Source organism: Bradyrhizobium sp. 604_D8_N2_3 (genome assembly GCF_051810765.1).
Taxonomy (GTDB): Bacteria; Pseudomonadota; Alphaproteobacteria; order Rhizobiales; family Xanthobacteraceae; genus Bradyrhizobium; species Bradyrhizobium barranii.
Genome location: NZ_JBPWPM010000001.1, coordinates 4,257,857 through 4,278,573 on the forward strand (window position 1 = coordinate 4,257,857; position 20,717 = coordinate 4,278,573).

The following is a 20,717-nucleotide window of genomic DNA, read 5'->3' on the forward strand; positions in this document are numbered from 1 at the left end:
TTTCAGGCAACGCCGAAGGGACCGGGTGCGGGATCGATGCAGGCTCTTTACGCTCAGCTACTGGTGGGATTGATCAACGGCTCGTTCTACGCGCTGCTCAGTCTCGGGCTTGCCGTGATCTTCGGCATGCTCAACATCATCAATTTCGCCCACGGCGCGCTCTACATGATGGGCGCGTTCGTTGCCTATTTCCTGCTGAGCCTCGGCGGAATCAACTACTGGTGGGCGCTGCTGATCGCGCCTGTTATCGTCGGCATCTTCGGCATGATCCTGGAACGGACCATGCTGCAATGGCTGACCGGGCTCGACCACCTCTACGGTCTGCTCCTGACCTTCGGCATCGCGCTGATCGTGCAGGGCGTGTTCCAGAACTATTTCGGCTCCTCCGGTCTGCCTTATGCCATTCCGGACCAGCTCAAGGGCGGCATGAATCTCGGCTTCATGTTCCTGCCGATCTATCGCGGCTGGGTCGTCATCTTCTCGCTGGTGGTGTGTATCGCCACCTGGTTCCTGATCGAGAAGACGCGGCTCGGTGCTAACCTGCGCGCTGCCACCGAAAATCCGACGCTGGTGCGCGCTTTCGGCATCAACGTGCCGCGCATGATTACGCTGACCTACGGTCTTGGCGTCGGCCTTGCCGCGCTCGCCGGTGTGCTCTCGGCGCCGATCAACCAGGTGCGGCCGTTGATGGGCGCCGACCTCATCATCGTCGTGTTCGCGGTGGTCGTGATCGGCGGCATGGGATCGATCATGGGCTCCATCATCACCGGCTTTGCGCTCGGTGTGATCGAGGGCCTGACCAAGTATTTCTACCCCGAGGCCTCGAACACCGTCGTGTTCGTGCTGATGGTGCTGGTGCTCTTGGTGAAGCCAACGGGACTGACGGGAAGGGCGGCCTGATATGACAGCCTTGACGGACGACACGCTGCCGGTAACCCCGCGCGCGATGCGTGACGAGATGGTCGTGTTCGTGGTGATGGCGCTGCTGCTGGCGTCGGTGCCCTTCACGGGCGTCTATCCGTTCTTCGTGATGCAGGCGCTGTGCTTTGCGCTGCTTGCCTGCGCCTTCAACCTGCTGATCGGCTATGGCGGCCTGTTGTCGTTCGGCCACGCAATGTTCATGGGCACCGCCGGCTATTGCAGCGCGCACGCGCTGAAAGTGTGGGCGTTGCCGCCGGAGCTCGGCATCCTCGTCGGAATCGCCGCGGCGTTCGGGCTGTCGCTCATCACCGGCTATATCTCGATCCGCCGCCAGGGCATCTATTTCTCGATGATCACGCTGGCGCTGTCGCAGCTCCTGTACTTCATCTACCTCCAGGCGCCGTTCACCCATGGTGAGGACGGCATCCAGGGCATTCCGCAGGGGCGGATGTTCGGTTTGCTCGATCTCTCCAAGCCGACGGTGCTTTATTACGTCGTGCTGGTCGGCTTCCTCGCCGGCTTCCTGCTGATCTACCGCATCATCAACTCACCGTTCGGTGAAGTGCTGAAGTCGATCCGCGAGAACGAGCCGCGCGCGATCTCGCTCGGCTACCGGACCGACCAATATAAATTCCTGGCTTTCGTCCTGTCCGGCACGCTGGCCGGCTTTGCCGGATCGCTGAAGGTGTTCGTGGCGCAGAATGCCTCGCTCACCGACGTGCACTGGACGATGTCGGGCGAGGTCGTGCTGATGACGCTGGTTGGCGGTCTCGGCACCATCTTCGGCCCCGTGGTTGGTGCCTTCGCGATCATCGCCATGCAGCAATATCTGGCGGGTTTTGGCCAATGGGTGACGGTGATCCAGGGCTCGATCTTCGTGGTCTGCGTGCTCACCTTCCGTCGCGGCGTCATCGGCGAAATCGCCCATTACTTCCGGCGCTCGCTATAAACCTTTGATATCGTACCAATTTCATTGGTGCGCGAATCCGGTGGATGATCCTGCTCCGCGGGCGTGAGATGACACGCGCGCGGAGCGGAAATGGTCTATGACAGTTTTGTGACGGCCTATTCGGGCCGGGCCATTTCCAACCGGTAGCCTATCCCCATGATGCGATGGTTTCGCGCTTTCCTGCCCAAGGAAGAACGGTTCTTCGACCTGTTCGACCGCCATGCACAGACCGTGATCCAGGGCTCGATCGCTCTCCAGGGCATGCTCAACGGGGGCGAGGAGACGCCGGTCTACTGCCAGCGCGTCAACCAGTTCGAGAACGACGCCGACAACATCACCCGTGAGGTGCTGACGGCAGTGCGTCGCACCTTCATCACGCCGTTCGACCGCGGCGACATCAAGAACCTGATCACCTCGATGGACGACGCCATCGACCAGATGCAGCAGACGGCCAAGGCCGTGATGCTGTTCGAGGTCCGCACGTTCGAGCCGCCGATGCGGGAGATTGGCGGGCTCCTGATCGAATGTGCCAATCTCGTGGGGCGCGCGTTGCCGCTGATGCAGTCGATCGGCCCGAACGTCGCGATGCTGACCGCGATCACGGAAGAGCTGGGCAAGCTGGAGGGCCGGGTCGACGATCTCCACGACATCGGGCTGAAGGAGCTGTTTCTCAAGCACCGTGATGGCAGCGCGATGGATTTCATCGTCGGCGTCGAGATCTACGACCATCTCGAAAAGGTGGCCGACCGTTTCGACGACGTCGCGAACGAGATCAACAGCATCGTCATCGAGCAAGTTTAGGGCAGGGGTCGCGCCGTGGATGCTGCGCTCGGACTTCCTGTCCTCGTCGGCTTGATCGCCGTCGCGCTGCTGTTCGACTTCCTGAACGGCCTGCACGACGCCGCCAATTCGATCGCGACCATCGTGTCCACCCGCGTGCTGCGGCCGCAATTCGCGGTGCTCTGGGCCGCGTTCTTCAATTTCATCGCCTTCATGGTGTTCGGGCTGCATGTTGCCCAGACCATCGGCACCGGCATCATCGATCCCGCGGTGGTCGACGCCCAGGTGATCTTCGCGGCGCTCGTCGGCGCGATCGTCTGGAACCTGGTGACCTGGGGGCTCGGCATCCCATCCTCGTCGTCGCATGCGCTGATCGGCGGCCTCGTCGGCGGCGGCATGGCCAAGGCGGGGATCTCGGCGGCGGTGTGGAGCGGCCTGTCCAAGGCGGTGCTGGCGATCGTGCTGTCGCCGCTGGTCGGTTTCCTGCTCGCGATGATGCTGGTCGCGATCGTGTCCTGGCTCTCGGTGCGCTCGACGCCGTTTGCGGTCGATCGCGCGTTCCGCATCCTTCAATTCGCCTCCGCCTCGCTCTATTCGCTCGGCCATGGCGGCAATGACGCCCAGAAGACCATGGGCATCATCGCCGTGCTGCTCTATTCGCAAGGGCATCTCGGCGGTGAATTCTCGGTACCGTTCTGGGTGGTGCTGTCCTGCCAGGCCGCGATGGCGCTGGGCACGCTGATGGGCGGCTGGCGCATCGTCCGCACCATGGGCCTGCGCATCACCAAGCTGACACCGATGCAGGGCTTTTGCGCCGAAACCGGCGGCGCAGCGACCCTGTTCATGGCGACCTTCCTCGGCGTTCCCGTCTCGACCACCCACACCATTACCGGCGCGATCGTCGGCGTCGGCGCGGCCCGCCGCGTCTCGGCGGTGCGCTGGAACGTCGCGAGCTCGATCGTCTATGCCTGGGTGATCACGATCCCGGCCTCGGCCATTGTCGCGGCGCTGACCTGGTGGGCGGTCCAGATTTTCGTCAGGTGACGAATTTCAGCCCAGCGATGCCGGCGACGATCAGCCCGATGCTGGCGAGGCGGAACGCCGTGGCCGGCTCGCCGAACAGAATGATGCCAAGCGCGGCGGTACCGACCGCACCGATGCCGGTCCAGACCGCATAGGCGGTTCCGACGGGCAGTGTTTTAAGAGCAAGTCCGAGCAGAATGACGCTGCCGGCCATCGCCACGAGCGTGATGACGGACGGAACAAGCTTGGTAAAGCCCTCGGTGTATTTCAGGCCGATCGCCCAGGTAATCTCGAGAAGACCGGCGACGAACAGGATGCTCCAGGCCATGACGACCCTCCATTCAAGGCAGGGTCGTCCCCGCGGCGGATATGCTGATGAGGGGGGAGGCCGTCCTCCCCGGGAGCGGATATGGGGCTGGCCGTAGGGCTCCGCAATCACCACATGAGGCTTGATCAGGCCCATTTTCCCTGCCAAACGCTCCCGCCATGTCCGACATCGCCATATCAGCCGACTCGCCGGCCCGTTCCCCGCTCGCCACCGAGGTGGCGCGGCGGCGCACCTTCGCGATCATCTCCCACCCGGACGCGGGCAAAACCACGCTGACCGAGAAACTGCTGCTGTTCGGCGGCGCCATCAATCTCGCCGGCCAGGTCAAGGCCAAGGGCGAGCGGCGCAACACCCGTTCGGACTGGATGAAGATCGAGCGCGAGCGCGGCATCTCGGTCGTGACCTCGGTCATGACGTTCGAGTTCGAGGGTCTCGTGTTCAATCTGCTGGACACGCCGGGCCACGAGGACTTTTCGGAGGACACCTACCGTACGCTCACGGCCGTCGACTCCGCCGTCATGGTGATCGACGCTGCCAAGGGCATCGAGGCGCGCACCCGAAAGCTGTTCGAGGTCTGCCGCCTGCGCGACATTCCGATCATCACCTTCATCAACAAGATGGACCGCGAAAGCCGCGACGTGTTCGAGCTGCTCGACGAGATCGAGAAGACGCTGGCGCTCGACACCACGCCGATGACCTGGCCGGTCGGCCGCGGCCGCGATTTCCTCGGCACCTATGACGTCGCCAATGGCGGCGTGCGCCTGCTCGAAGGCGGCGGCGCCAAGACCGGTGCGGCGCAGCAGATCGAGATCGCGGAACTGGCCAAGCTCAACGCCAATCTCGACGTCTCCGCGGTGAAGGACGAGCTCGAGCTCGTCACCGAGGCTTCAAAACCGTTCGAGCTCGCCGCCTTTCGCGAGGGGCATCTGACGCCGGTCTATTTCGGCAGCGCGCTGCGCAATTTCGGCGTCGGCGACCTCCTGGAAGGCCTCGGCAAGTTCGCGCCGGAGCCGCGCGCGCAGGAGAGCGACCAGCGCAAGATCGAGGCGACCGACCCGCGCATGAGCGCCTTCGTGTTCAAGATCCAGGCGAACATGGATCCGAACCACCGCGACCGCATTGCTTTTGCGCGCCTGTGCTCCGGCAAGCTCAGCCGCGGCATGAAGGCCAAGCTGGTGCGCACCGGCAAGAGCATGCCGCTGTCGAGCCCGCAATTCTTCTTCGCGCAGGACCGGTCGGTCGCGGACGAAGCCTTCGCCGGCGACGTCGTCGGTATTCCCAATCACGGCACGCTGCGCATCGGCGACACCCTGACCGAGGGCGAGGATTTCACCTTCGTCGGCGTACCGAGCTTCGCGCCGGAAATCGTCCGCCGCGTGCGTCTCACCGACGCGATGAAGGCGAAGAAGCTGAAGGAAGCGCTTCAGCAGATGTCCGAAGAGGGCGTTGTGCAAGTGTTCCGCCCGCGCGACGGCGCACCGGCGCTGGTCGGCGTGGTCGGGGCGCTGCAGCTTGACGTGCTGAAGGCACGGCTCGAGGCGGAATATTCGCTGCCCGTCGAGTTCGAGGTCAGCGAGTTCCAGCTCGCCCGCTGGGTCTCATCCGAAGATCGCAAGAAGCTCGACACTTTCATCGCGGCCAACACCTCGAGCATCGCCGACGATGTCGACGGCGATCCCGTGTATCTGGCGAGAAACGAGTTCTATCTCGGCTACGCCAGGGAGCGCGCCGAGGGCATCGAGTTCACGAACGTCAAGGACGTCAAGAAGAAGGGGTAGGGCGCTCTCTGCGCTTGCTGCGTGGCCACACTCCGCTGTCATTCCCCGCGTAGGCGGGGAATCCAGTACGCCGCAGCCTCTCGATTCCATCACCGCCGTCTCGGAGTACTTGGTCGCCCGGTCGAGCCGGGCGACGACACCGGAGCTAAACGCGAGCATGTGAACAGCCGCAGGCTTGACGCGTTCGTTGGCAATGCCACGTTTGTGCGTGTGACATTGTGAGCTCGCATCATGTGGCGCGGCATCCTCGTTTTCCTCATGTTGGCGATATCGACGGTTGCCGCCGATGCGCAGCGCCGCCAGATCAATCCGATCCCGTTTTCGCATGAGCCTTGCAGCGTGCTCGCCGGCCGGCCCTGCACGCCGTACTATTGCAGCCCGCTCGAGCCCGGCCCCTGCATTCCCGAGATCGATTATCCCTACGGTCAGAACCTCCAGCTCACGATCGAAACCGTGCCGACGGAGGCTGATCGCGCCAAATACCGGAAGCCGGATCACGATCTCGATACGATCGGCGATCTCTTCGCCGAGCTACGCACCTGCTGGTCGCCGCCATCGGACAATGCGCGCGCGGGCATGCAGATGGCGGTGCGCTTCAGCTTCAACAAGGCAGGCGGCATGATCGGTCCGCCGCAGCTGACCTATGCGACCGCGGGCGTCCCGGCCGATACCCGAACGACCTATCTCAACGCGATCAATTCATCGCTGAAAGCCTGCCTGCCGCTCAAATTCACCAGCGGCCTCGGGGGAGCGCTGGCTGGGCGTCCGATCGCGATCCGCTATGTCGATAATCGCGAGCTTGGAAAATAGCTCTATCCCCGCATCTTGCGGACTGCGCTTGCGCGGGTCTCGCAGGATGAAGGCCGCGCTGTTGCAGACCCGAGCCTGCACGCCTGACCATGAGGCGCGAGAGTTGCGACCCGCGCCCAATCGATGATACGCCATGGGCGGGGGCGCTGGTTGAGGGGAGGATGTCGTGGGTCTGCTGGTCATGATCCTGGGGCTGATGCTGTTTTTTGCGGCCCATGTTTTCACAACGAAACGAGAGGCGCGCGCGCAGGCGATCGCGAGGCTGGGCGAGGGGACCTACAAGATCCTCTATGCGGCCGTCTCGCTTGCGGGGCTGGCGCTGATCATCTGGGGCTTCGCCCATTATCGCGCTGCCGGAATGATCCCGGTTTGGGAGCCGCCGGTCGCATTCAAGCACATTACAGTGGCGCTGATGCTGCCCGCGGTCATCCTGGTGGTGGCGTCCTACTTGCGCGGGCGCATCTATGCGACGCTGAAGCATCCGATGCTGGCGGGCATCAAATTGTGGGCGGCCGCGCATCTGCTCGCCAATGGCGATCTCGGCTCCATCATCCTGTTTGGCTCGTTCCTGGGCTGGGCCGTGTACGACCGCATCTCGCTGAAGCATCGCACCGATGGCGGCGGCCCGCCGATTCCGGTGGGCGGGGTCACCAATGATCTGATCGCCGTTGCAGTCGGTGTCGTCGCTTATCTCGCGCTGGCCTTCGCATTCCACCCGGTTGTGATCGGCGTTCCCGTCATGGGAGGCTGACGACAGCCGATCAGCGCAAGACGGTTCCGCGCAGCCGTGCGCGGAACGTGACAAGCAACAGCCGAGGGCATCCCGATGGACTGGTCGCAATCTCAGATCCCGCCGATGCGGTTCGAGGCGCGCTTTGGCGATCGGGTGGTGCCGGCCTTCTGCGACCGGCCGGCGAGCCTGTGGGCGATGATCGCGGACGCTTGCGCCCGCAATCCGGATGGCGAAGCGCTGATCGCAGGCGATGTCCGGTTGAGCTGGCGGCAGGCCGTGGAGCAGGCCGCGCGGATCGCGGCCGGCTTTCGCAAGCTCGGCCTGCAGCGTGGCGATCGCGTCGCGATCCTGCTCGGCAATCGCATCGAATTTCCGCTGCTGCTGTTTGCCGCCGCGCATGAGGGGCTGGTGACGGTGCTGCTCGGCACGCGCCAGCAGAAGCCCGAGATCGCCTATGTCCTCGCCGATTGCGGCGCCAAGGTCCTGATCCATGAAGCGGGGCTGACCGGGCGGCTGCCCGCTGCGCTTGACGTCCCCGATGTCATCCACCGCATCGCCGTCGACAGCGATCAGGCCCTGTCGCGTTTCGCCGTGCTCGCCGACCACGCCCCGGCACCGGCGCCGGTCGAGATCGGCGAGGAGGACACCGCGATGATCCTCTACACCTCGGGCACGACGGGCAAGCCGAAGGGCGCGATGCTCGCCCATTGCAACATCGTCCATTCCTCGATGGTGTTCGTCTCCTGCCTGCAATTGACGGAAGCGGACCGCTCGATCGCGGCCGTACCGCTCGGCCACGTCACCGGCGTCGTCGCCAACATCACGACCATGATCCGCTGCGGCGGCGCGCTGATCATCATGCCGGAGTTCAAGGCTGCCGATTATCTCAAGCTCGCCGCGCGCGAGCGCGTCACCTACACGGTGATGGTGCCGGCGATGTACAATCTCTGCCTGCTCCAGCCCGATTTCGACAGCTACGATCTCTCGAGCTGGCGCATCGGCGGCTTTGGCGGCGCGCCGATGCCGGTCGCGACCATCGAGAAGCTCAAGGCGACGATTCCCGGCCTGAAGCTCGCGAACTGCTACGGTTCGACCGAGACGACGTCGCCCTCGACGATCATGCCGGGCGAGCTGACTGCAAGCCACATCGACAGTGTCGGCCTGCCGTGTCCAGGTGCCCGCATCGTCGCGATGGGTGCGGACGGGCGCGAGCTGCCTCATGGCGAGATCGGCGAGCTCTGGATCCAGAGCGCCTCCGTCATCAAGGGCTACTGGAATAACCCGAAGGCGACGGCCGAAAGCTTCACGGGCGGATTCTGGCATTCCGGCGATCTCGGCTCGGTCGACGCGGAGGGGTTTGTCCGCGTGTTCGACCGCCAGAAGGACATGATCAATCGCGGCGGCCTGAAGATCTATTCGGCCGAGGTCGAATCCGTGCTGGCCAGCCACCCCGCCGTTGTCGAGAGCGCGATCATTGCCAAGGCCTGCCCGGTGCTGGGCGAGCGCGTCCACGCCGTGGTGGTGACGCGGGCGCCGGTGGCGAGCGAAGCCTTGCGCGCCTGGTGCGCGGAGCGGCTGTCCGACTACAAGGTCCCCGAAACCATGGCGATCACCCCCGAGCCGCTGCCGCGCAATGCCAACGGCAAGGTGCTGAAGCGGCAGCTGCGGGAGCTCCTGGGAACCTGAGCCGGACAGGCCGGTCCGGGCTATCCCAGGTGGTTAACGCCTTGATTGGGCTCGCTTTGCCTTGCCACCGCCATATCGTTAGGCTACCCCGCCGCCACGTGGGGACGGGATTCCTGACGCGAACGCATTGGCGCGCGCACCCGGACGGGCATGGGATTAGCATAAGTGTCTGAATTATTTGACGAAGTCGACGAGGAAGTACGTCGCGAACAGCTCAAGAAGCTGTGGGACAAGTATTCGATTGTCTTCATTGCCCTGATGGTGCTGATCGTGGCTGCCGTCGGTGGCTGGCGCGGCTACCAGTATCTGGAGGGCAAAAAGGCCGCCGAGGCCGGCGCCGCCTTCGAGAAGGCCGCTGAGCTGTCCGACCAGGACAAGCACGCGGAGGCCGAGGCCGCCTTCACCGCGCTCGCCGCCAAGGCTCCTTCGGGTTATCGCACCCTGGCGCGGCTACGTGCCGCGGCCGAGGCAGCGCCCCGCGATCCCAAGGCGGCCGCCAAGATGTTTGACGACATCGCCGCCGATCGCAGCATCGGTGGTGAGTGGCAGGATCTGGCGAAGCTCCGCGCCGCCGGCTTGCTGGTCGACAGCGCGTCCTATGCCGACATGCAGCAGCGGCTGGAGTCCTCCGCCGCGCCCAAATCCACGTTCCGCCACAGCGCCCGCGAGTTGCTGGCGCTATCGGCCTGGCGCAACAACGACATGACCGCAGCCCGCAAATGGCTCGACGCGATTGCCGAGGACGGCGAAACGCCGCCCGGTTTGCGCTCACGCGCCGAGGCGCTCCAGGCCCTGCTGCCGCCCGTCGCCAAAAGCTGACCAAGAGCTGACCTTCGGGCTCTCTGACGTAGACGAGACACAAGATGCGCCGCACGCCACGCTTGATCGCAGCCGCCGTCCTGATCGCCTTCACGGGCATCCTGGGCGGCTGCTCCAGCTTCGATCCAAGCGACATGCTCGACTTCCTCGACACCAAGAAGAAGCTGCCGGGCGACCGCAAGCCGGTCTTCCCGGAGGGCGTTCCGGGCCTCGAGCAGGGCGTGCCGCGGGAGATGTACAAGGGCGCAGCACAGCAGCAGCCGGATCCGAACGCACCGGCCGTCGCGGCTCTGCCCGCCGAGCCGCCGCCCGAGGCCAAGCCGGCAAAGGGTGCCAAGGCGAAGAAGACCAAACAGCCTGCCAGCACCGCGGCCGCGCCCGCTGAGGCGCCGGCGGGCGAGGTCGACGGCGAGGCCCAGCCGGAGGCCGCGCCGCCCACGGCTGCTCCGCCGCCCAAGCAGAAGATCGTGCGCAAGCGCACCACCGCCCCGCCGCCGGATCAACCCGTCCAGCAGGCGCAACCGACCCAGACCACCCAGCAGCAATCGCAGGGAGCTTTCCCGGCACCGATGCCGAGCGGCAGCTTTTCGCGCTGATCACTTCATTACATTGACAGGCGCGGCCTTCGCAGCGCACGAATGACCGATGTCCTTCACGATTGCTATTATCGGCCGGCCAAATGTCGGCAAATCGACGCTGTTCAACCGCCTGGTTGGGCAGAAGCTCGCGCTCGTCGATGACCTGCCGGGCGTCACCCGCGACCGCCGCGAAGGCGAGGCCAGGCTCGGCGACCTCGAATTCACCATCATCGACACCGCCGGCCTCGACGAGGGCGCCAAGGGCTCGCTGACCGCGCGCATGCAGGAGCAGACCGAGGCCGCGATCGCACAGGCCGACGCGCTGTTCTTCGTCATCGACGCCCGCATCGGCCTGACGCCCACCGATCGCGCCTTCGCCGATTTCGCCCGCAAGGCCGACAAGCCGGTACTGCTGGTCGCCAACAAGAGCGAAGGCAAGCACGGCGATGCCGGCGCGATGGAGGCCTTTGCGCTCGGCCTCGGCGATCCCATCCAGGTCTCGGCCGAGCACGGCGAAGGCATGGGCGAGCTGTATGACGCCCTCCGCGAGTTGATGCCGGAGCCTGTCGAGGAAGATGAAGCCGAGGACGACGAGCCGCTGACCGAGGAGGAGGCCGCGACGCGTCCGATCCGCGTCGCCATCGTCGGCCGGCCCAATGCCGGCAAGTCGACGCTGATCAATCATCTGCTCGGCGAGGAGCGCCTGCTGACGAGCCCGGAGGCCGGCACCACGCGCGATTCCATCGCGGTCGAGATCAACTGGAAGGGCCGCGATTTTCGCGTGTTCGATACCGCAGGCCTGCGCCGTCGCTCGCGCATCGAGGAAAAGCTGGAGAAGCTCTCGGTCGCCGACGCGTTGCGCGCGGTCCGCTTTGCCGAAGTCGTCGTGATGATGATGGACACGCAGAACCGCTTCGAGGAGCAGGACCTGCGCATCGCCGATCTGATCGAGCGCGAAGGCCGCGCGGTCGTGCTCGCCGTCAACAAATGGGATCTGATGGAGACCAAGGGCGGCGGCGCCGTCTCGGGCCTGCGCCGGGATGCCGACCATTGGCTGCCGCAGATCAAGGGCGTGCCGATCGTCGCCGTATCAGGTCTGATGGGCGAGGGCATCGATCGTCTGATGCAGGCGATCCAGGATGCCTACGCCGTCTGGAACAGGCGCGTGCCGACCTCCGCGCTCAATCGCTGGTTCGAGCAGGCCGTGCAGGCCAATCCGCCGCCGGCGGTGTCCGGCCGACGGCTCAAGCTGAATTACATCACGCAGAACAAGGCGCGTCCGCCGAGCTTCGTGCTGTTCTGCTCGCGCGCGGACGCGGTGCCGCAGTCTTATTTGCGCTACCTGACCAATTCCATGCGCGAGACCTTTGAGCTGCCGGGTACGCCGGTGCGCATCACCTTGCGCGAAAAGGCCAACCCCTTCGCCCACAAGCGCAAGCGGCCGTCGTGAGCAACGATGCCGGCGAGGCGACGGCGCGAAGCGCTGCGCCGGTCCGGCGTGGTGCCGTCGCCTTCATCTTCGTCACCATCCTGCTCGACATGCTCGCGCTCGGCGTGATCATGCCGATCCTGCCGAAGCTGATCGAGAGCTTCGTCGACAACGACACCGCGCATGCGGCCCGTATCTTCGGCCTGTTCGGCACCGCCTGGGCGCTGATGCAGTTCGTGTTCTCGCCGGTGCTCGGCGCGCTGTCGGATCGCTTCGGACGGCGGCCGGTGGTGCTGCTGTCGAATTTCGGGCTCGCCGCCGACTATGTGCTGATGGCGCTCGCGCCGTCGCTGCTCTGGTTGTTCATCGGCCGCGTGATCTCGGGCATCACCTCGGCGAGCATTTCGACCGCCTTTGCCTATATCGCCGACATCACGCCGCCGGAGCGGCGCGCGGCCGTCTTCGGCAGGATTGGAGCTGCCTTCGGCGCCGGCTTCATCCTGGGCCCGGCGCTCGGCGGCCTGCTCGGCGATATCGATCCGCGGCTGCCGTTCTGGGCGTCGGCGGCTTTGAGCTTTGCCAATGCGCTCTATGGGCTCTTCGTCCTGCCGGAATCGCTGGCGCCGGAGCGGCGCGCGCCGTTCCGCTGGACCAGCGCCAATCCGGTCGGAGCGCTGCACTTGCTGCGTTCCAACGCGGCGCTGGCCGCGTTATCCATCGTCAACTTCATCGCACAGGTCGCGCATGTCGTGCTGCCCTCGACCTTCGTGCTCTATGCGACCTATCGCTACGGCTGGGATTCCAAGACCGTGGGTCTGACGCTCGCGATGGTCGGCATCTGCGCCATGGTGGTGCAGGGGCTCGCGATCGGCCCGATCGTGCGCGTGCTCGGCGAGCGGAATGCGCTGGTCCTCGGTCTGTGCTGTGGCGCGATCGGCTTCGTGATCTTCGGCGCGGCGCCGACCGGCCCGCTGTTCTGGATCGGCATTCCCGTGATGTCGCTGTGGGGCATCTCGGGCGCCGCCATGCAATCGCTGATGACGCGACTGGTCGCGCCCGATCAGCAGGGCCAGTTGCAGGGCGCGACCGCGAGCGTGCAGAGCGTCTCGCAGCTCGTCGGGCCGTTCCTGTTCACGCTGACGTTTTCCTATTTCATCGGCGCCAGCGCGCCGTGGCATCTGCCCGGCGCGCCATTCCTGCTTGCGGCGGTGCTGATGGTGGCATGTGTCGCGATCGCGATGCGGACGCTGGCGACTACGAAGACGGTCTCGTAGGGTGGGCAAAGCGAAGCGTGCCCACCGCTACTTCGTCAACTCGCGGAGAGAAGGTGGGCACGGCGCTTACGCGCCTTTGCCCACCCTACGGCAGCGTCGACTCTCTTACTTCTTCACCAGCGGACACTCGCTGTCCTTGAGCGGCTTGGCCGCGTCTTCCGCTGCGATCGTGGCGATCTGCTTGTAGTAGTCCCACGGGCCCTTCGACTCCTCGGGCTTCTTCACCTCGAACAGATAGGCCGGGATGAGACGGCGTCCGTCCTGGCGCAGCGGGCCATTGCCGAACAGCGGATCGTCGGTCGGCAGCTCCTTCATCTTGGCGACGACCTTGGCGCCGTCATGCGGGTTGCCGCCGAGCGCTTCCATCGCCTTGAGATAGTGCAGCACCATCGCGTAGTTGCCGGCCTGGGTCATCGACGGCATCGCGTTCTTGCTGGCCAGGGCAGCGAAGCGCTTCGACCAGGCGCGCGTCTGCTCGTTCATGTCCCAGTAGAAGGACTCGGTGAAGGTCAGGCCGTGCGCGGTCTTTAGGCCCAGCGAATGCACGTCGTTGATGAACAGCAGCAGCGCCGCGAGCTTCTGGCCGCCCGATACGATGCCGAATTCGGCCGCCTGCTTGATCGAGTTCGTGGTGTCGCCGCCGGCATTGGCGAGGCCGACCACCTTGGCCTTGGACGATTGGGCCTGCAGCAGGAAGGACGAGAAGTCCGAGCTGTTGATCGGGTGCTTGACGCTGCCCAGCACCTTGCCGCCGTTCGCCGTCACGACGGCCGTGGTGTCGCGTTCCAGCGCGTGGCCGAAGGCGTAATCCGCGGTAAGAAAGAACCAGGTGTCGCCGCCGGCCTTGGTCAGCGCCTTGCCGGTGCCGTTGGCGAGCATGTAGGTGTCGTAAGTGTAGGAGATCGTGTTCGGCGTGCAGGCCTTGCCGGTCAAGTCGGCAGAGGCGGCGCCGGAATTCAGCAGCACCGAATTCTTTTCCTTGACGAGGTTGCTGACCGCAAGCGCGACGCCGGAGTTCGGCGTATCGGCGATCGCATCGACCTTCTCGTTATCGATCCACTGCCGAGCGATATTGACGCCGACGTCCGGCTTGTTCTGGTGATCGCCGCTCAGAACGTCGATCTTCCAGCCCTTCTTGAGCAGGCCGGAATCCTCGACGGCCATCTTGATCGCGACCACGGAGTTCGGGCCGCCGATATCGGCATAAAGGCTCGACATGTCATTCAAGACGCCGATCTTGACGGTCTTGTCCTGCGCGTAAGCGGATGTTGCAAAACCGAAGGCGGCACAGGCCAGAAGGGCCGCATAGCGGCGCGCGAGCGTCGTCGTCATAAAAGGTCTCCTCCATTTTCAATATGCGGACGGCTCTCTTGCGGAGCCTTGTTCCGGCTGATCGCTCTACCGTGTCCCACGGCTGGCGGCAATGCGCCTAAAGCCGGATGACGCTGCGGCGTAGCGTCATCCGTCGGTTAACCTTTGGGCAAAGTGTGTTGAGACGCTATTTGAGCGCGTCCGAGGTCAGCTTGAATTTCTGGATGCGCTTACCGGTGTCGACCTCGGCGGTATAGACGTTACCCTTGGCGTCTATCGCCATGGCATGCACCCAGTGGAACTGCCCGGCATTGCGGCCGTTGTGGCCGAAGCTGCCGACCACGCTGCCGTCCTCGCGCTTGATCACCCGGATCTCGTTGTTCTCGCCGTCGGCGCTGAGCAAATAGGTCTGCTTCGGATCGGGCCAGATCGCGATGTCCCACACCGCGCCGTTGCCGAGGGTGTTCTTCTCGAAGAAGAACTCCTTCACGAAGGTGCCATCCTTTTTGAACACCTGGATGCGATTGTTGATGCGGTCGCAGACGTAGACGAGACCGTCATTGGCGAGCTTCACGCAATGGACGGGATTTCCGAATTGTTGGGAGACGGGCGCCTTGGGATCATACGCCGCCTGCTTGTTGTCATCGGGCTTGTTGCCATAGGCGCCCCAGTGCCGCTTGTAAGCGAGCGTCGTCGCATCGAACACGATGACGCGGCGGTTGCCATAACCGTCGGCGACGTAGATTTCGTTCGCCGCCTTGTCGATCGCGGTTTCGGCGGGCTTGCCGAGCTGCGTGGTGTCGTTGCTGCCGAGGCTCGGCGCGATCTTTCCGATCTGGGCGACGAACTTGCCGTCGAGCGTGAATTTCAAAATGGCATTGTCGTTGTCGGCGTTGCCGCCGACCCAGACGAAGCCGCGCTCGTCGACCTCGATGCCGTGCTCGCGGCCGACCCATTCATAGCCTTCGCCCGGACCGCCCCACGACCGCAGCAGATTGCCGTCGGTGTCGAATTCGAGCACGGGAGGCGCCGACACGCAGCACTTTGAGCGCGGCGGGTTGAGGCTCGCGCCTTTCTCGTCATCGGTGAGCGAGCGCGGGCGATGGATCACCCAGATATGGCCCTGCCAGTCGACGGTGATGCCGCCGACCTGGCCGAGGATCCAGTTGTTAGGTAGCTGTTTTGGCCAGGAGGCATCGACCGCGAAGGTCGGGACGTCGCCCGCAGTCGCCGTGCCTGGAAGCACGAACGCGATGGCTGCAATCAGGATGGAGAAGGCGTGAGAGACTCGTACGAGCGCAGGGCCGAGCCTTGTACAGACAAGCCCTGCGCGATCATGCCACGGCGCCATGGCAACCTCCCTTTTTTGGCTTGCGGCTTGCTGCCGCTTGGGCGCGGGCAGTCAATCGCGGGGAGGCGCGCGAGTCAATCAGGCCGGCGAGCGGAAGCTCATCAGCGTGCGGGTCTTGTAGTCGTAGAACTTGCCGGTTTCGGTCCAGCCGAGCGTGCACATCGGCACGATGAACTCGGCGACCTGTTCGGGGGTGTCGAGCGTCGCCGGATCTTCGCCCGGCATCAGAGTCGCGCGCATGCGGGTACGGATCGGGCCCGGGTTGAACAGGTTAACACGGAGCGGCGTGTTCGCGGTTTCCTGCGCCCAGGCGCGGGCCAGCGTTTCCAGCGCGGCCTTGGAGGCGGCGTAGGGGCTGACATAGGCGGTGGCCTTGTTGGCGGCGCCCGAGGTGATGAACACGGCGCGGCCGGCATCGGACTGCCTCAGCAGCGGCTCCATGCAGCGGATCAGCTGGAAGTTCGCGGAGACGTTGACCGCCATCACGTCGGTGAAAGTTTTCAGTTCGATGTGGCCGACCGGCGAGGAGGGGCCGAGCACGCCGGCATTGCCGACGAGGATGTCGAGCTTGCCATAACGTTCGTGCAGGCCGGCCCCGAGCCGCGCGATGCCGTCGGAATCGGTGAGATTGAGCGGCACCAGCGTGGCGCTGCCGCCGTCTTTCCGGATCTCGTCATCGAGCTCTTCCAGCCCGCCCTGCGTGCGCGCCGTCGCAACGATATGCGCGCCGGCCTTGGCCAGCGCCCTGGCCGTGGCGAAGCCGATGCCGCGCGAGGCGCCGGTGACGAGAGCGATGCGGTTGGCGAGGGGTTTTGTCATGGCGGGGTTTTACAGGCGTGGATGGCCGGGACAAGCCCGGAATTTCTGCCCTCGAGCTCCCGCCGCAGCCCTACTGGATATTGGTACTATTGTTCGGGCCGTTCCCCGAGCTGTCAGGCGGCACCTTCATGCCCTGCCTGAAGGCAAGACGATGAAGCCGACCAAAAGCCCTCCGCAGAGAATGGCGATGGCCAGCTGCATCGTCGCGGTCGCGCCGTTAGCTCGCCTCCGCCAGCAACGAGAGTTGCCGCGGCTGCTGCTCGGTCTGGGTCTGGTCCGTGAGGTGGGTCGGATACGCCCCGGTGAAGCAATGATCCGAGAATTTCGGATTGGCGGGGTCGCGGCCGGGCTCGCCCATGGCGCGATACATGCCGTCGATCGACAGGAAGGCGAGCGAGTCGGCGCCGATGATCTCGCGCATCTCCTCCAGCGAATGCGTCGCGGCCAGGAGGCCGCCGCGATCCGGCAGGTCGATGCCGTAATAATCGGGATAGAGGATCGGCGGCGAGGCGAGGCGGAAATGCACTTCCTTGGCGCCGGCATCGCGCATCATGCGCACGATCTTCTTCGAGGTGGTGCCGCGCACCAGCGAGTCGTCGATCAGGATGATGCGCTTGCCTTCGATCGCGGCGCGGTTGGCCGAATGCTTCATGCGCACGCCGGACTCGCGGATCGCCTGCGTCGGCTGGATGAAGGTGCGGCCGACATAGTGGTTGCGGATGATGCCGAGCTCGAACGGCACGCCGGAATGCTGGCTGTAGCCGACCGCGGCGGGCACGCCGGAATCCGGCACCGGGACGACGACGTCGATCGGCACATGGCTCTCGCGCGCGAGCTGCGCACCAAAGGCCTTGCGCACTTCGTAGACCGAGCGGCCGTGAACGATGGAGTCCGGACGGGAGAAATAGATGTATTCGAAGATGCAGGGGCGCGGCGCCATCGGCGGGAACGGCTTGTGAATGTCCTGGCCGTTCTCGTCGAACACGATGACTTCGCCGGGCTCGATGTCGCGAATGAAGCGCGCGCCGATGATGTCGAGCGCGCAGGTCTCCGAGGTCAGGATCGGACAACCGTCGAGCTCGCCGAGCACCAGCGGGCGGATGCCGCGCGGATCGCGCGCGCCGACCAGCTTCTTGTTGGTCAGCGAAACCAATGCATAGGCGCCCTCGATCTCGCGCAGGGCGTCGATGTAGCGTTCGATGAAGCGGCTGCGCCGGGAGCGCGCGACGAGATGCAGGATCACCTCGGTGTCGGTGGTCGACTGCATCATCGCGCCGTTCTTCACGAGCTCGCGGCGCAGCGTCAGGCCGTTGGTGAGGTTGCCGTTGTGGGCGACCGCAAGGCCGCCGGCATTGAGCTCGGCGAACAGCGGCTGCACGTTGCGCAGGATGGTGGCGCCGGTGGTGGAGTAGCGGACATGGCCGACGGCCATATTGCCGGGCAGGCGGTCGATCACCTCGCGGCGGGAGAAGGTGTCGCCGACGAGGCCGAGGCGTCGTTCCGAGTGAAAGCGGCTGCCGTCGTAAGAGACGATGCCGGCGGCTTCCTGGCCGCGATGCTGGAGGGCGTGGAGGCCGAGCGCGGTGATGGCCGCGGCGTCAGGGTGGCCATAGATGCCGAAGACGCCGCATTCCTCGCGGAGCGTATCGCCCTCCAAGTCGTCCTGAAGCTCTAGCGCGGCTGGGCCGAGATCAAGTTGGGCGTCCTGGTCAGGGTGTCGCATCTCGTCCGCGCCTCTCTTTTAGGGCCTAATCAACGCGCCGCAGGTTTCTCGATCAGCTTCTTGAGGCTGTCACGAGCAGGTTTGCTGTATCCGTCGCCACTGCCCGAAGGCTGCTGCTCGGAATCAGCTTGATCATCATCTGGTTTGTTTTTCTTGAATCTCTTCAAGATGGTGTTCTCGGGGTCGTCAGGCAAGAGGGCCATCAGCCAATCGCCGGTTCCCTGGAGCACCACCCGGGACTTGGCCCCCGTGACCCAGTCCGGGCGCTGCTTGTCCGGCACCAGCCAGGTGAAGAACAGGAACGCGACCACGACGATCAAAAGCCCGCGAGCGAGGCCAAACAGGAAGCCCAGGGTCCGGTCCAGCGCGCCGATGCGCGAATCCAGGATCATGTCGGAGATGCGGACCGTGATCACGGAGACCACGACCAGGGTGCCGACGAACACACCGGCGACCACGACGACGCTCGCCACCGTGTCGTTGTTGAAATAGGTCTTTGCGGTCGGCAGCAGCTTCGAGAACGCGTACAGCGTCACGATCGCCGCAGCGCCCCAGGCCGCGATCGACAGGATTTCGCGCATGAAGCCGCGGACCATGGCGAGCAGGCCCGAGATCAGCATCACACCGAGCAGGATCAGGTCGAGGAGTGTTACTGGCATCGGCTGGTCGGGTCCGCTCGTACTTCAAAGGTGCTCAGCGAATCGGTGTTTGGCCGTGGCCCTAAGTGAGGGCCAGACGGCGTTCCCGGCAAGGCCGCAACCACGCAATCCCATGCTGCTTTTGTGACGGCTGTATAGCGGCGGGGGCGGAGGACGTCACCTCCGCCTAACCCTCTCCACGGCGGAATCTTGCCGGTGTGGCATTTTTCTCCGCCGGAGGGCTCTGTTCGCCGCGGCGGGAGCCCCGGGCCGCGATCTCGGCCACCAGCGTCGTCAGGCTGTTGATCGCGTTCAGGGACAGTCCGGCGTCGCCGCCAGCATCGCCGCCCCGGGCCGATTCGGGCAGCACGGCGCGCTTGAAGCCGAGCTTGACCGCTTCCTTGAGCCGGGCCGGGGTCTGCGCCACCGGGCGGATGACGCCGGAGAGCGAAATCTCGCCGAAATAGACAGCATCGGTGGGTAACTGCGCATTAACCAGGGATGAAACCAGTGCGGCCGCGGCGGCCATATCGGCCGCCGGCTCGTGGATGCGCAGGCCACCTGCGACGTTCAGATAGACGTCGTGGCCGGACAGCTTGACCCCGCAATGGGCCTCCAGCACCGCCAGCACCATGGAGAGCCTGCTCTGATCCCAGCCGACCACGGCCCGGCGCGGGGTGCCGAGCGAGGTGGGGGCCACCAAGGCCTGCAATTCGACCAGAACGGGCCTCGTGCCCTCGATGCCCGCGAAGACTGCGGTGCCCGGCGTGCCCAGATCGCGCTCGGACAGGAACAGCTCGGAGGGATTGGTGACCTCGCGCAAACCAAGGCCGCTCATCTCGAACACGCCGATCTCGTCGGTCGGGCCGAAGCGGTTTTTCACGGCGCGCAGGATGCGGAATTGCTGGGAGCCTTCGCCCTCGAAGGACAGCACCGCATCGACCATGTGCTCGACCACGCGGGGGCCGGCGATCTGGCCGTCCTTGGTGACATGGCCGACCAGGATGATGGCAGCACCCGTCTTCTTGGCGAAGCGGATCAGCGCCTGCGCCGAGGCGCGCACCTGGGTGACCGTGCCGGGCGCGGATTCCACCGTGTCGGTCCACATGGTCTGGATCGAGTCGATCACGATCAGCCGCGGCACCGCGCCTTCCGACAGCGTCGAGACGATGTCCTCGACAGAGGTCTCGGCCGCGAGCTGCACCGGCGCGTCCGACAGGCCGAGCCGCTCGGCGCGCAGGCGCACCTGGGCGACCGCCTCTTCGCCGGAGATGTAGACGATGCGGTGGCCGGCGCGCGCCATCATGCTGGTGGCCTGCGTTAGCAGCGTCGACTTGCCGATGCCGGGATCGCCGCCGACCAGCAGCACCGAGCCGCGGACGAAGCCGCCACCGGTGACGCGGTCGAGCTCGGTCATGCCCGAGGACAGGCGAGGAGCGTCCTGGGTCTTCCCCGACAGGCTCTCCAGCGCAAACGTCCGTCCCTTGCGCTTTGAGCGGATCGAGACCGGCACGCTGCCGGTCGTGTCCTCCTCGGCAAGCGTGTTCCACTCGCCGCAGGATTCGCACTTGCCCTGCCAGCGGTTATAGGCCGCGCCGCAGTTCTGGCAGACGAAGGAAAGCGTGTTCTTGGCCATGGGGACAGCGAGTCGAGGGTTTCAGGTTTGCTGATAGCACGGAATGACGGGCGAGACGGCGATCGCCGGCACCCCCATTAGCCCAATTCACCGCAGCCGATACACCCTTTGTTAGCTCTACGCCGCCGCGC

The 20,717-nt window shown here is 65.1% G+C and carries 19 protein-coding genes; 12 read left to right on the forward strand and 7 right to left on the reverse strand.

What is annotated here, in order from left to right; translation table 11 throughout:
* The first annotated feature begins 36 nt into the window (after nucleotides 1-36).
* The 4 genes from AB7245_RS20060 to AB7245_RS20075 all read left to right on the forward strand — a co-directional run bounded on the left by AB7245_RS20060 (nucleotide 37) and on the right by AB7245_RS20075 (nucleotide 3,694).
* Entirely contained in the window at nucleotides 37-900 is an 864-nt protein-coding gene (locus AB7245_RS20060; RefSeq protein WP_063983732.1) for a branched-chain amino acid ABC transporter permease, read from the forward strand.
* A 1-nt stretch (nucleotide 901) separates the two neighbouring features.
* On the forward strand, nucleotides 902-1,870 hold the full coding sequence (locus AB7245_RS20065; RefSeq protein ID WP_085402820.1) for a branched-chain amino acid ABC transporter permease: 969 nt from the start codon (nucleotides 902-904) through the stop codon (nucleotides 1,868-1,870).
* Nucleotides 1,871-2,026: 156 nt separating this feature from the next.
* The gene (locus AB7245_RS20070; RefSeq protein ID WP_014495845.1) at nucleotides 2,027-2,671 is read left to right on the forward strand and encodes a DUF47 domain-containing protein; all 645 of its coding nucleotides are present in this window, start codon (nucleotides 2,027-2,029) and stop codon (nucleotides 2,669-2,671) included.
* Between the two features lie 15 nt (nucleotides 2,672-2,686).
* Nucleotides 2,687-3,694 carry an inorganic phosphate transporter gene (locus AB7245_RS20075; protein WP_008143644.1) on the forward strand — a complete coding sequence of 336 codons (1,008 nt, stop codon included), beginning with the start codon at nucleotides 2,687-2,689 and terminating at the stop codon, nucleotides 3,692-3,694.
* On the opposite strand, the gene sugE is transcribed toward AB7245_RS20075, so the two are convergent.
* Nucleotides 3,687-4,001: a quaternary ammonium compound efflux SMR transporter SugE gene (gene sugE, locus AB7245_RS20080; protein WP_208086389.1), complete on the reverse strand. Its 315-nt coding sequence runs from the start codon at nucleotides 3,999-4,001 to the stop codon at nucleotides 3,687-3,689. The genes AB7245_RS20075 and sugE overlap by 8 nt on opposite strands.
* A gap of 158 nt (nucleotides 4,002-4,159) precedes the next feature.
* Between sugE and AB7245_RS20085 the strand changes: the two genes are divergently transcribed.
* The 8 genes from AB7245_RS20085 to AB7245_RS20120 all read left to right on the forward strand — a co-directional run bounded on the left by AB7245_RS20085 (nucleotide 4,160) and on the right by AB7245_RS20120 (nucleotide 13,108).
* Nucleotides 4,160-5,779: a peptide chain release factor 3 gene (locus AB7245_RS20085; RefSeq protein WP_071914726.1), complete on the forward strand. Its 1,620-nt coding sequence runs from the start codon at nucleotides 4,160-4,162 to the stop codon at nucleotides 5,777-5,779.
* Nucleotides 5,780-6,010: 231 nt separating this feature from the next.
* Nucleotides 6,011-6,589, forward strand: coding sequence for a hypothetical protein (locus AB7245_RS20090; protein WP_439034754.1), 579 nt, complete (start codon nucleotides 6,011-6,013; stop codon nucleotides 6,587-6,589).
* A gap of 166 nt (nucleotides 6,590-6,755) precedes the next feature.
* Nucleotides 6,756-7,340, forward strand: coding sequence for an NnrU family protein (locus AB7245_RS20095; RefSeq protein WP_063983728.1), 585 nt, complete (start codon nucleotides 6,756-6,758; stop codon nucleotides 7,338-7,340).
* A gap of 75 nt (nucleotides 7,341-7,415) precedes the next feature.
* Nucleotides 7,416-9,008: a class I adenylate-forming enzyme family protein gene (locus AB7245_RS20100; protein ID WP_439034755.1), complete on the forward strand. Its 1,593-nt coding sequence runs from the start codon at nucleotides 7,416-7,418 to the stop codon at nucleotides 9,006-9,008.
* A gap of 165 nt (nucleotides 9,009-9,173) precedes the next feature.
* Nucleotides 9,174-9,827 carry a tetratricopeptide repeat protein gene (locus tag AB7245_RS20105; protein ID WP_085402824.1) on the forward strand — a complete coding sequence of 218 codons (654 nt, stop codon included), beginning with the start codon at nucleotides 9,174-9,176 and terminating at the stop codon, nucleotides 9,825-9,827.
* A gap of 44 nt (nucleotides 9,828-9,871) precedes the next feature.
* Nucleotides 9,872-10,423 (forward strand): hypothetical protein, encoded by a 552-nt coding sequence (locus AB7245_RS20110; RefSeq protein ID WP_135215260.1) that lies wholly within the window; start codon nucleotides 9,872-9,874, stop codon nucleotides 10,421-10,423.
* 49 nt (nucleotides 10,424-10,472) lie between these two features.
* Nucleotides 10,473-11,855: a ribosome biogenesis GTPase Der gene (der, locus tag AB7245_RS20115; protein ID WP_071914715.1), complete on the forward strand. Its 1,383-nt coding sequence runs from the start codon at nucleotides 10,473-10,475 to the stop codon at nucleotides 11,853-11,855.
* Nucleotides 11,852-13,108: a TCR/Tet family MFS transporter gene (locus tag AB7245_RS20120; RefSeq protein ID WP_439034756.1), complete on the forward strand. Its 1,257-nt coding sequence runs from the start codon at nucleotides 11,852-11,854 to the stop codon at nucleotides 13,106-13,108. The genes der and AB7245_RS20120 overlap by 4 nt, the downstream gene beginning before the upstream one ends.
* Before the next feature lie 105 nt (nucleotides 13,109-13,213).
* Here AB7245_RS20120 and AB7245_RS20125 read toward each other — a convergent pair whose 3' ends face one another.
* The 6 genes from AB7245_RS20125 to radA form a co-directional block, all read right to left on the reverse strand.
* Entirely contained in the window at nucleotides 13,214-14,440 is a 1,227-nt protein-coding gene (locus AB7245_RS20125; RefSeq protein ID WP_063983724.1) for an ABC transporter substrate-binding protein, read from the reverse strand.
* A 166-nt stretch (nucleotides 14,441-14,606) separates the two neighbouring features.
* Entirely contained in the window at nucleotides 14,607-15,770 is a 1,164-nt protein-coding gene (locus AB7245_RS20130) for a hypothetical protein (protein ID WP_439034757.1), read from the reverse strand.
* 78 nt (nucleotides 15,771-15,848) lie between these two features.
* A complete protein-coding gene (locus AB7245_RS20135) occupies nucleotides 15,849-16,589 on the reverse strand; it encodes an SDR family NAD(P)-dependent oxidoreductase (protein ID WP_439034758.1) in 741 nt (246 codons plus the stop codon).
* 217 nt (nucleotides 16,590-16,806) lie between these two features.
* On the reverse strand, nucleotides 16,807-18,312 hold the full coding sequence (purF, locus tag AB7245_RS20140; RefSeq protein ID WP_063983721.1) for an amidophosphoribosyltransferase: 1,506 nt from the start codon (nucleotides 18,310-18,312) through the stop codon (nucleotides 16,807-16,809).
* Nucleotides 18,313-18,341: 29 nt separating this feature from the next.
* Nucleotides 18,342-18,971, reverse strand: a complete 630-nt coding sequence (locus AB7245_RS20145) for a CvpA family protein (RefSeq protein ID WP_439034759.1) — start codon at nucleotides 18,969-18,971, stop codon at nucleotides 18,342-18,344.
* 166 nt (nucleotides 18,972-19,137) lie between these two features.
* The gene (radA, locus tag AB7245_RS20150) at nucleotides 19,138-20,586 is read right to left on the reverse strand and encodes a DNA repair protein RadA (RefSeq protein ID WP_439034760.1); all 1,449 of its coding nucleotides are present in this window, start codon (nucleotides 20,584-20,586) and stop codon (nucleotides 19,138-19,140) included.
* Nucleotides 20,587-20,717 lie beyond the last annotated feature (131 nt).

Excerpts from the sequence above, each read along its gene's own strand:
- AB7245_RS20065 (WP_085402820.1), top strand. The coding sequence starts at position 902 with ATGACAGCCTTGACGGACGACACGCTGCCGGTAACCCCGCGCGCGATG.
- der (WP_071914715.1), top strand. The coding sequence starts at position 10,473 with ATGTCCTTCACGATTGCTATTATCGGCCGGCCAAATGTCGGCAAATCG.
- sugE (WP_208086389.1), bottom strand. The coding sequence starts at position 4,001 with ATGGCCTGGAGCATCCTGTTCGTCGCCGGTCTTCTCGAGATTACCTGG.
- AB7245_RS20125 (WP_063983724.1), bottom strand. The coding sequence starts at position 14,440 with ATGACGACGACGCTCGCGCGCCGCTATGCGGCCCTTCTGGCCTGTGCC.
- AB7245_RS20090 (WP_439034754.1), top strand. The coding sequence starts at position 6,011 with ATGTGGCGCGGCATCCTCGTTTTCCTCATGTTGGCGATATCGACGGTT.
- radA (WP_439034760.1), bottom strand. The coding sequence starts at position 20,586 with ATGGCCAAGAACACGCTTTCCTTCGTCTGCCAGAACTGCGGCGCGGCC.
- AB7245_RS20130 (WP_439034757.1), bottom strand. The coding sequence starts at position 15,770 with ATGGCGCCGTGGCATGATCGCGCAGGGCTTGTCTGTACAAGGCTCGGC.
- AB7245_RS20060 (WP_063983732.1), top strand. The coding sequence starts at position 37 with ATGCAGGCTCTTTACGCTCAGCTACTGGTGGGATTGATCAACGGCTCG.
- AB7245_RS20070 (WP_014495845.1), top strand. The coding sequence starts at position 2,027 with ATGATGCGATGGTTTCGCGCTTTCCTGCCCAAGGAAGAACGGTTCTTC.
- AB7245_RS20135 (WP_439034758.1), bottom strand. The coding sequence starts at position 16,589 with ATGACAAAACCCCTCGCCAACCGCATCGCTCTCGTCACCGGCGCCTCG.
- AB7245_RS20110 (WP_135215260.1), top strand. The coding sequence starts at position 9,872 with ATGCGCCGCACGCCACGCTTGATCGCAGCCGCCGTCCTGATCGCCTTC.
- AB7245_RS20100 (WP_439034755.1), top strand. The coding sequence starts at position 7,416 with ATGGACTGGTCGCAATCTCAGATCCCGCCGATGCGGTTCGAGGCGCGC.
- AB7245_RS20085 (WP_071914726.1), top strand. The coding sequence starts at position 4,160 with ATGTCCGACATCGCCATATCAGCCGACTCGCCGGCCCGTTCCCCGCTC.
- AB7245_RS20145 (WP_439034759.1), bottom strand. The coding sequence starts at position 18,971 with ATGCCAGTAACACTCCTCGACCTGATCCTGCTCGGTGTGATGCTGATC.
- purF (WP_063983721.1), bottom strand. The coding sequence starts at position 18,312 with ATGCGACACCCTGACCAGGACGCCCAACTTGATCTCGGCCCAGCCGCG.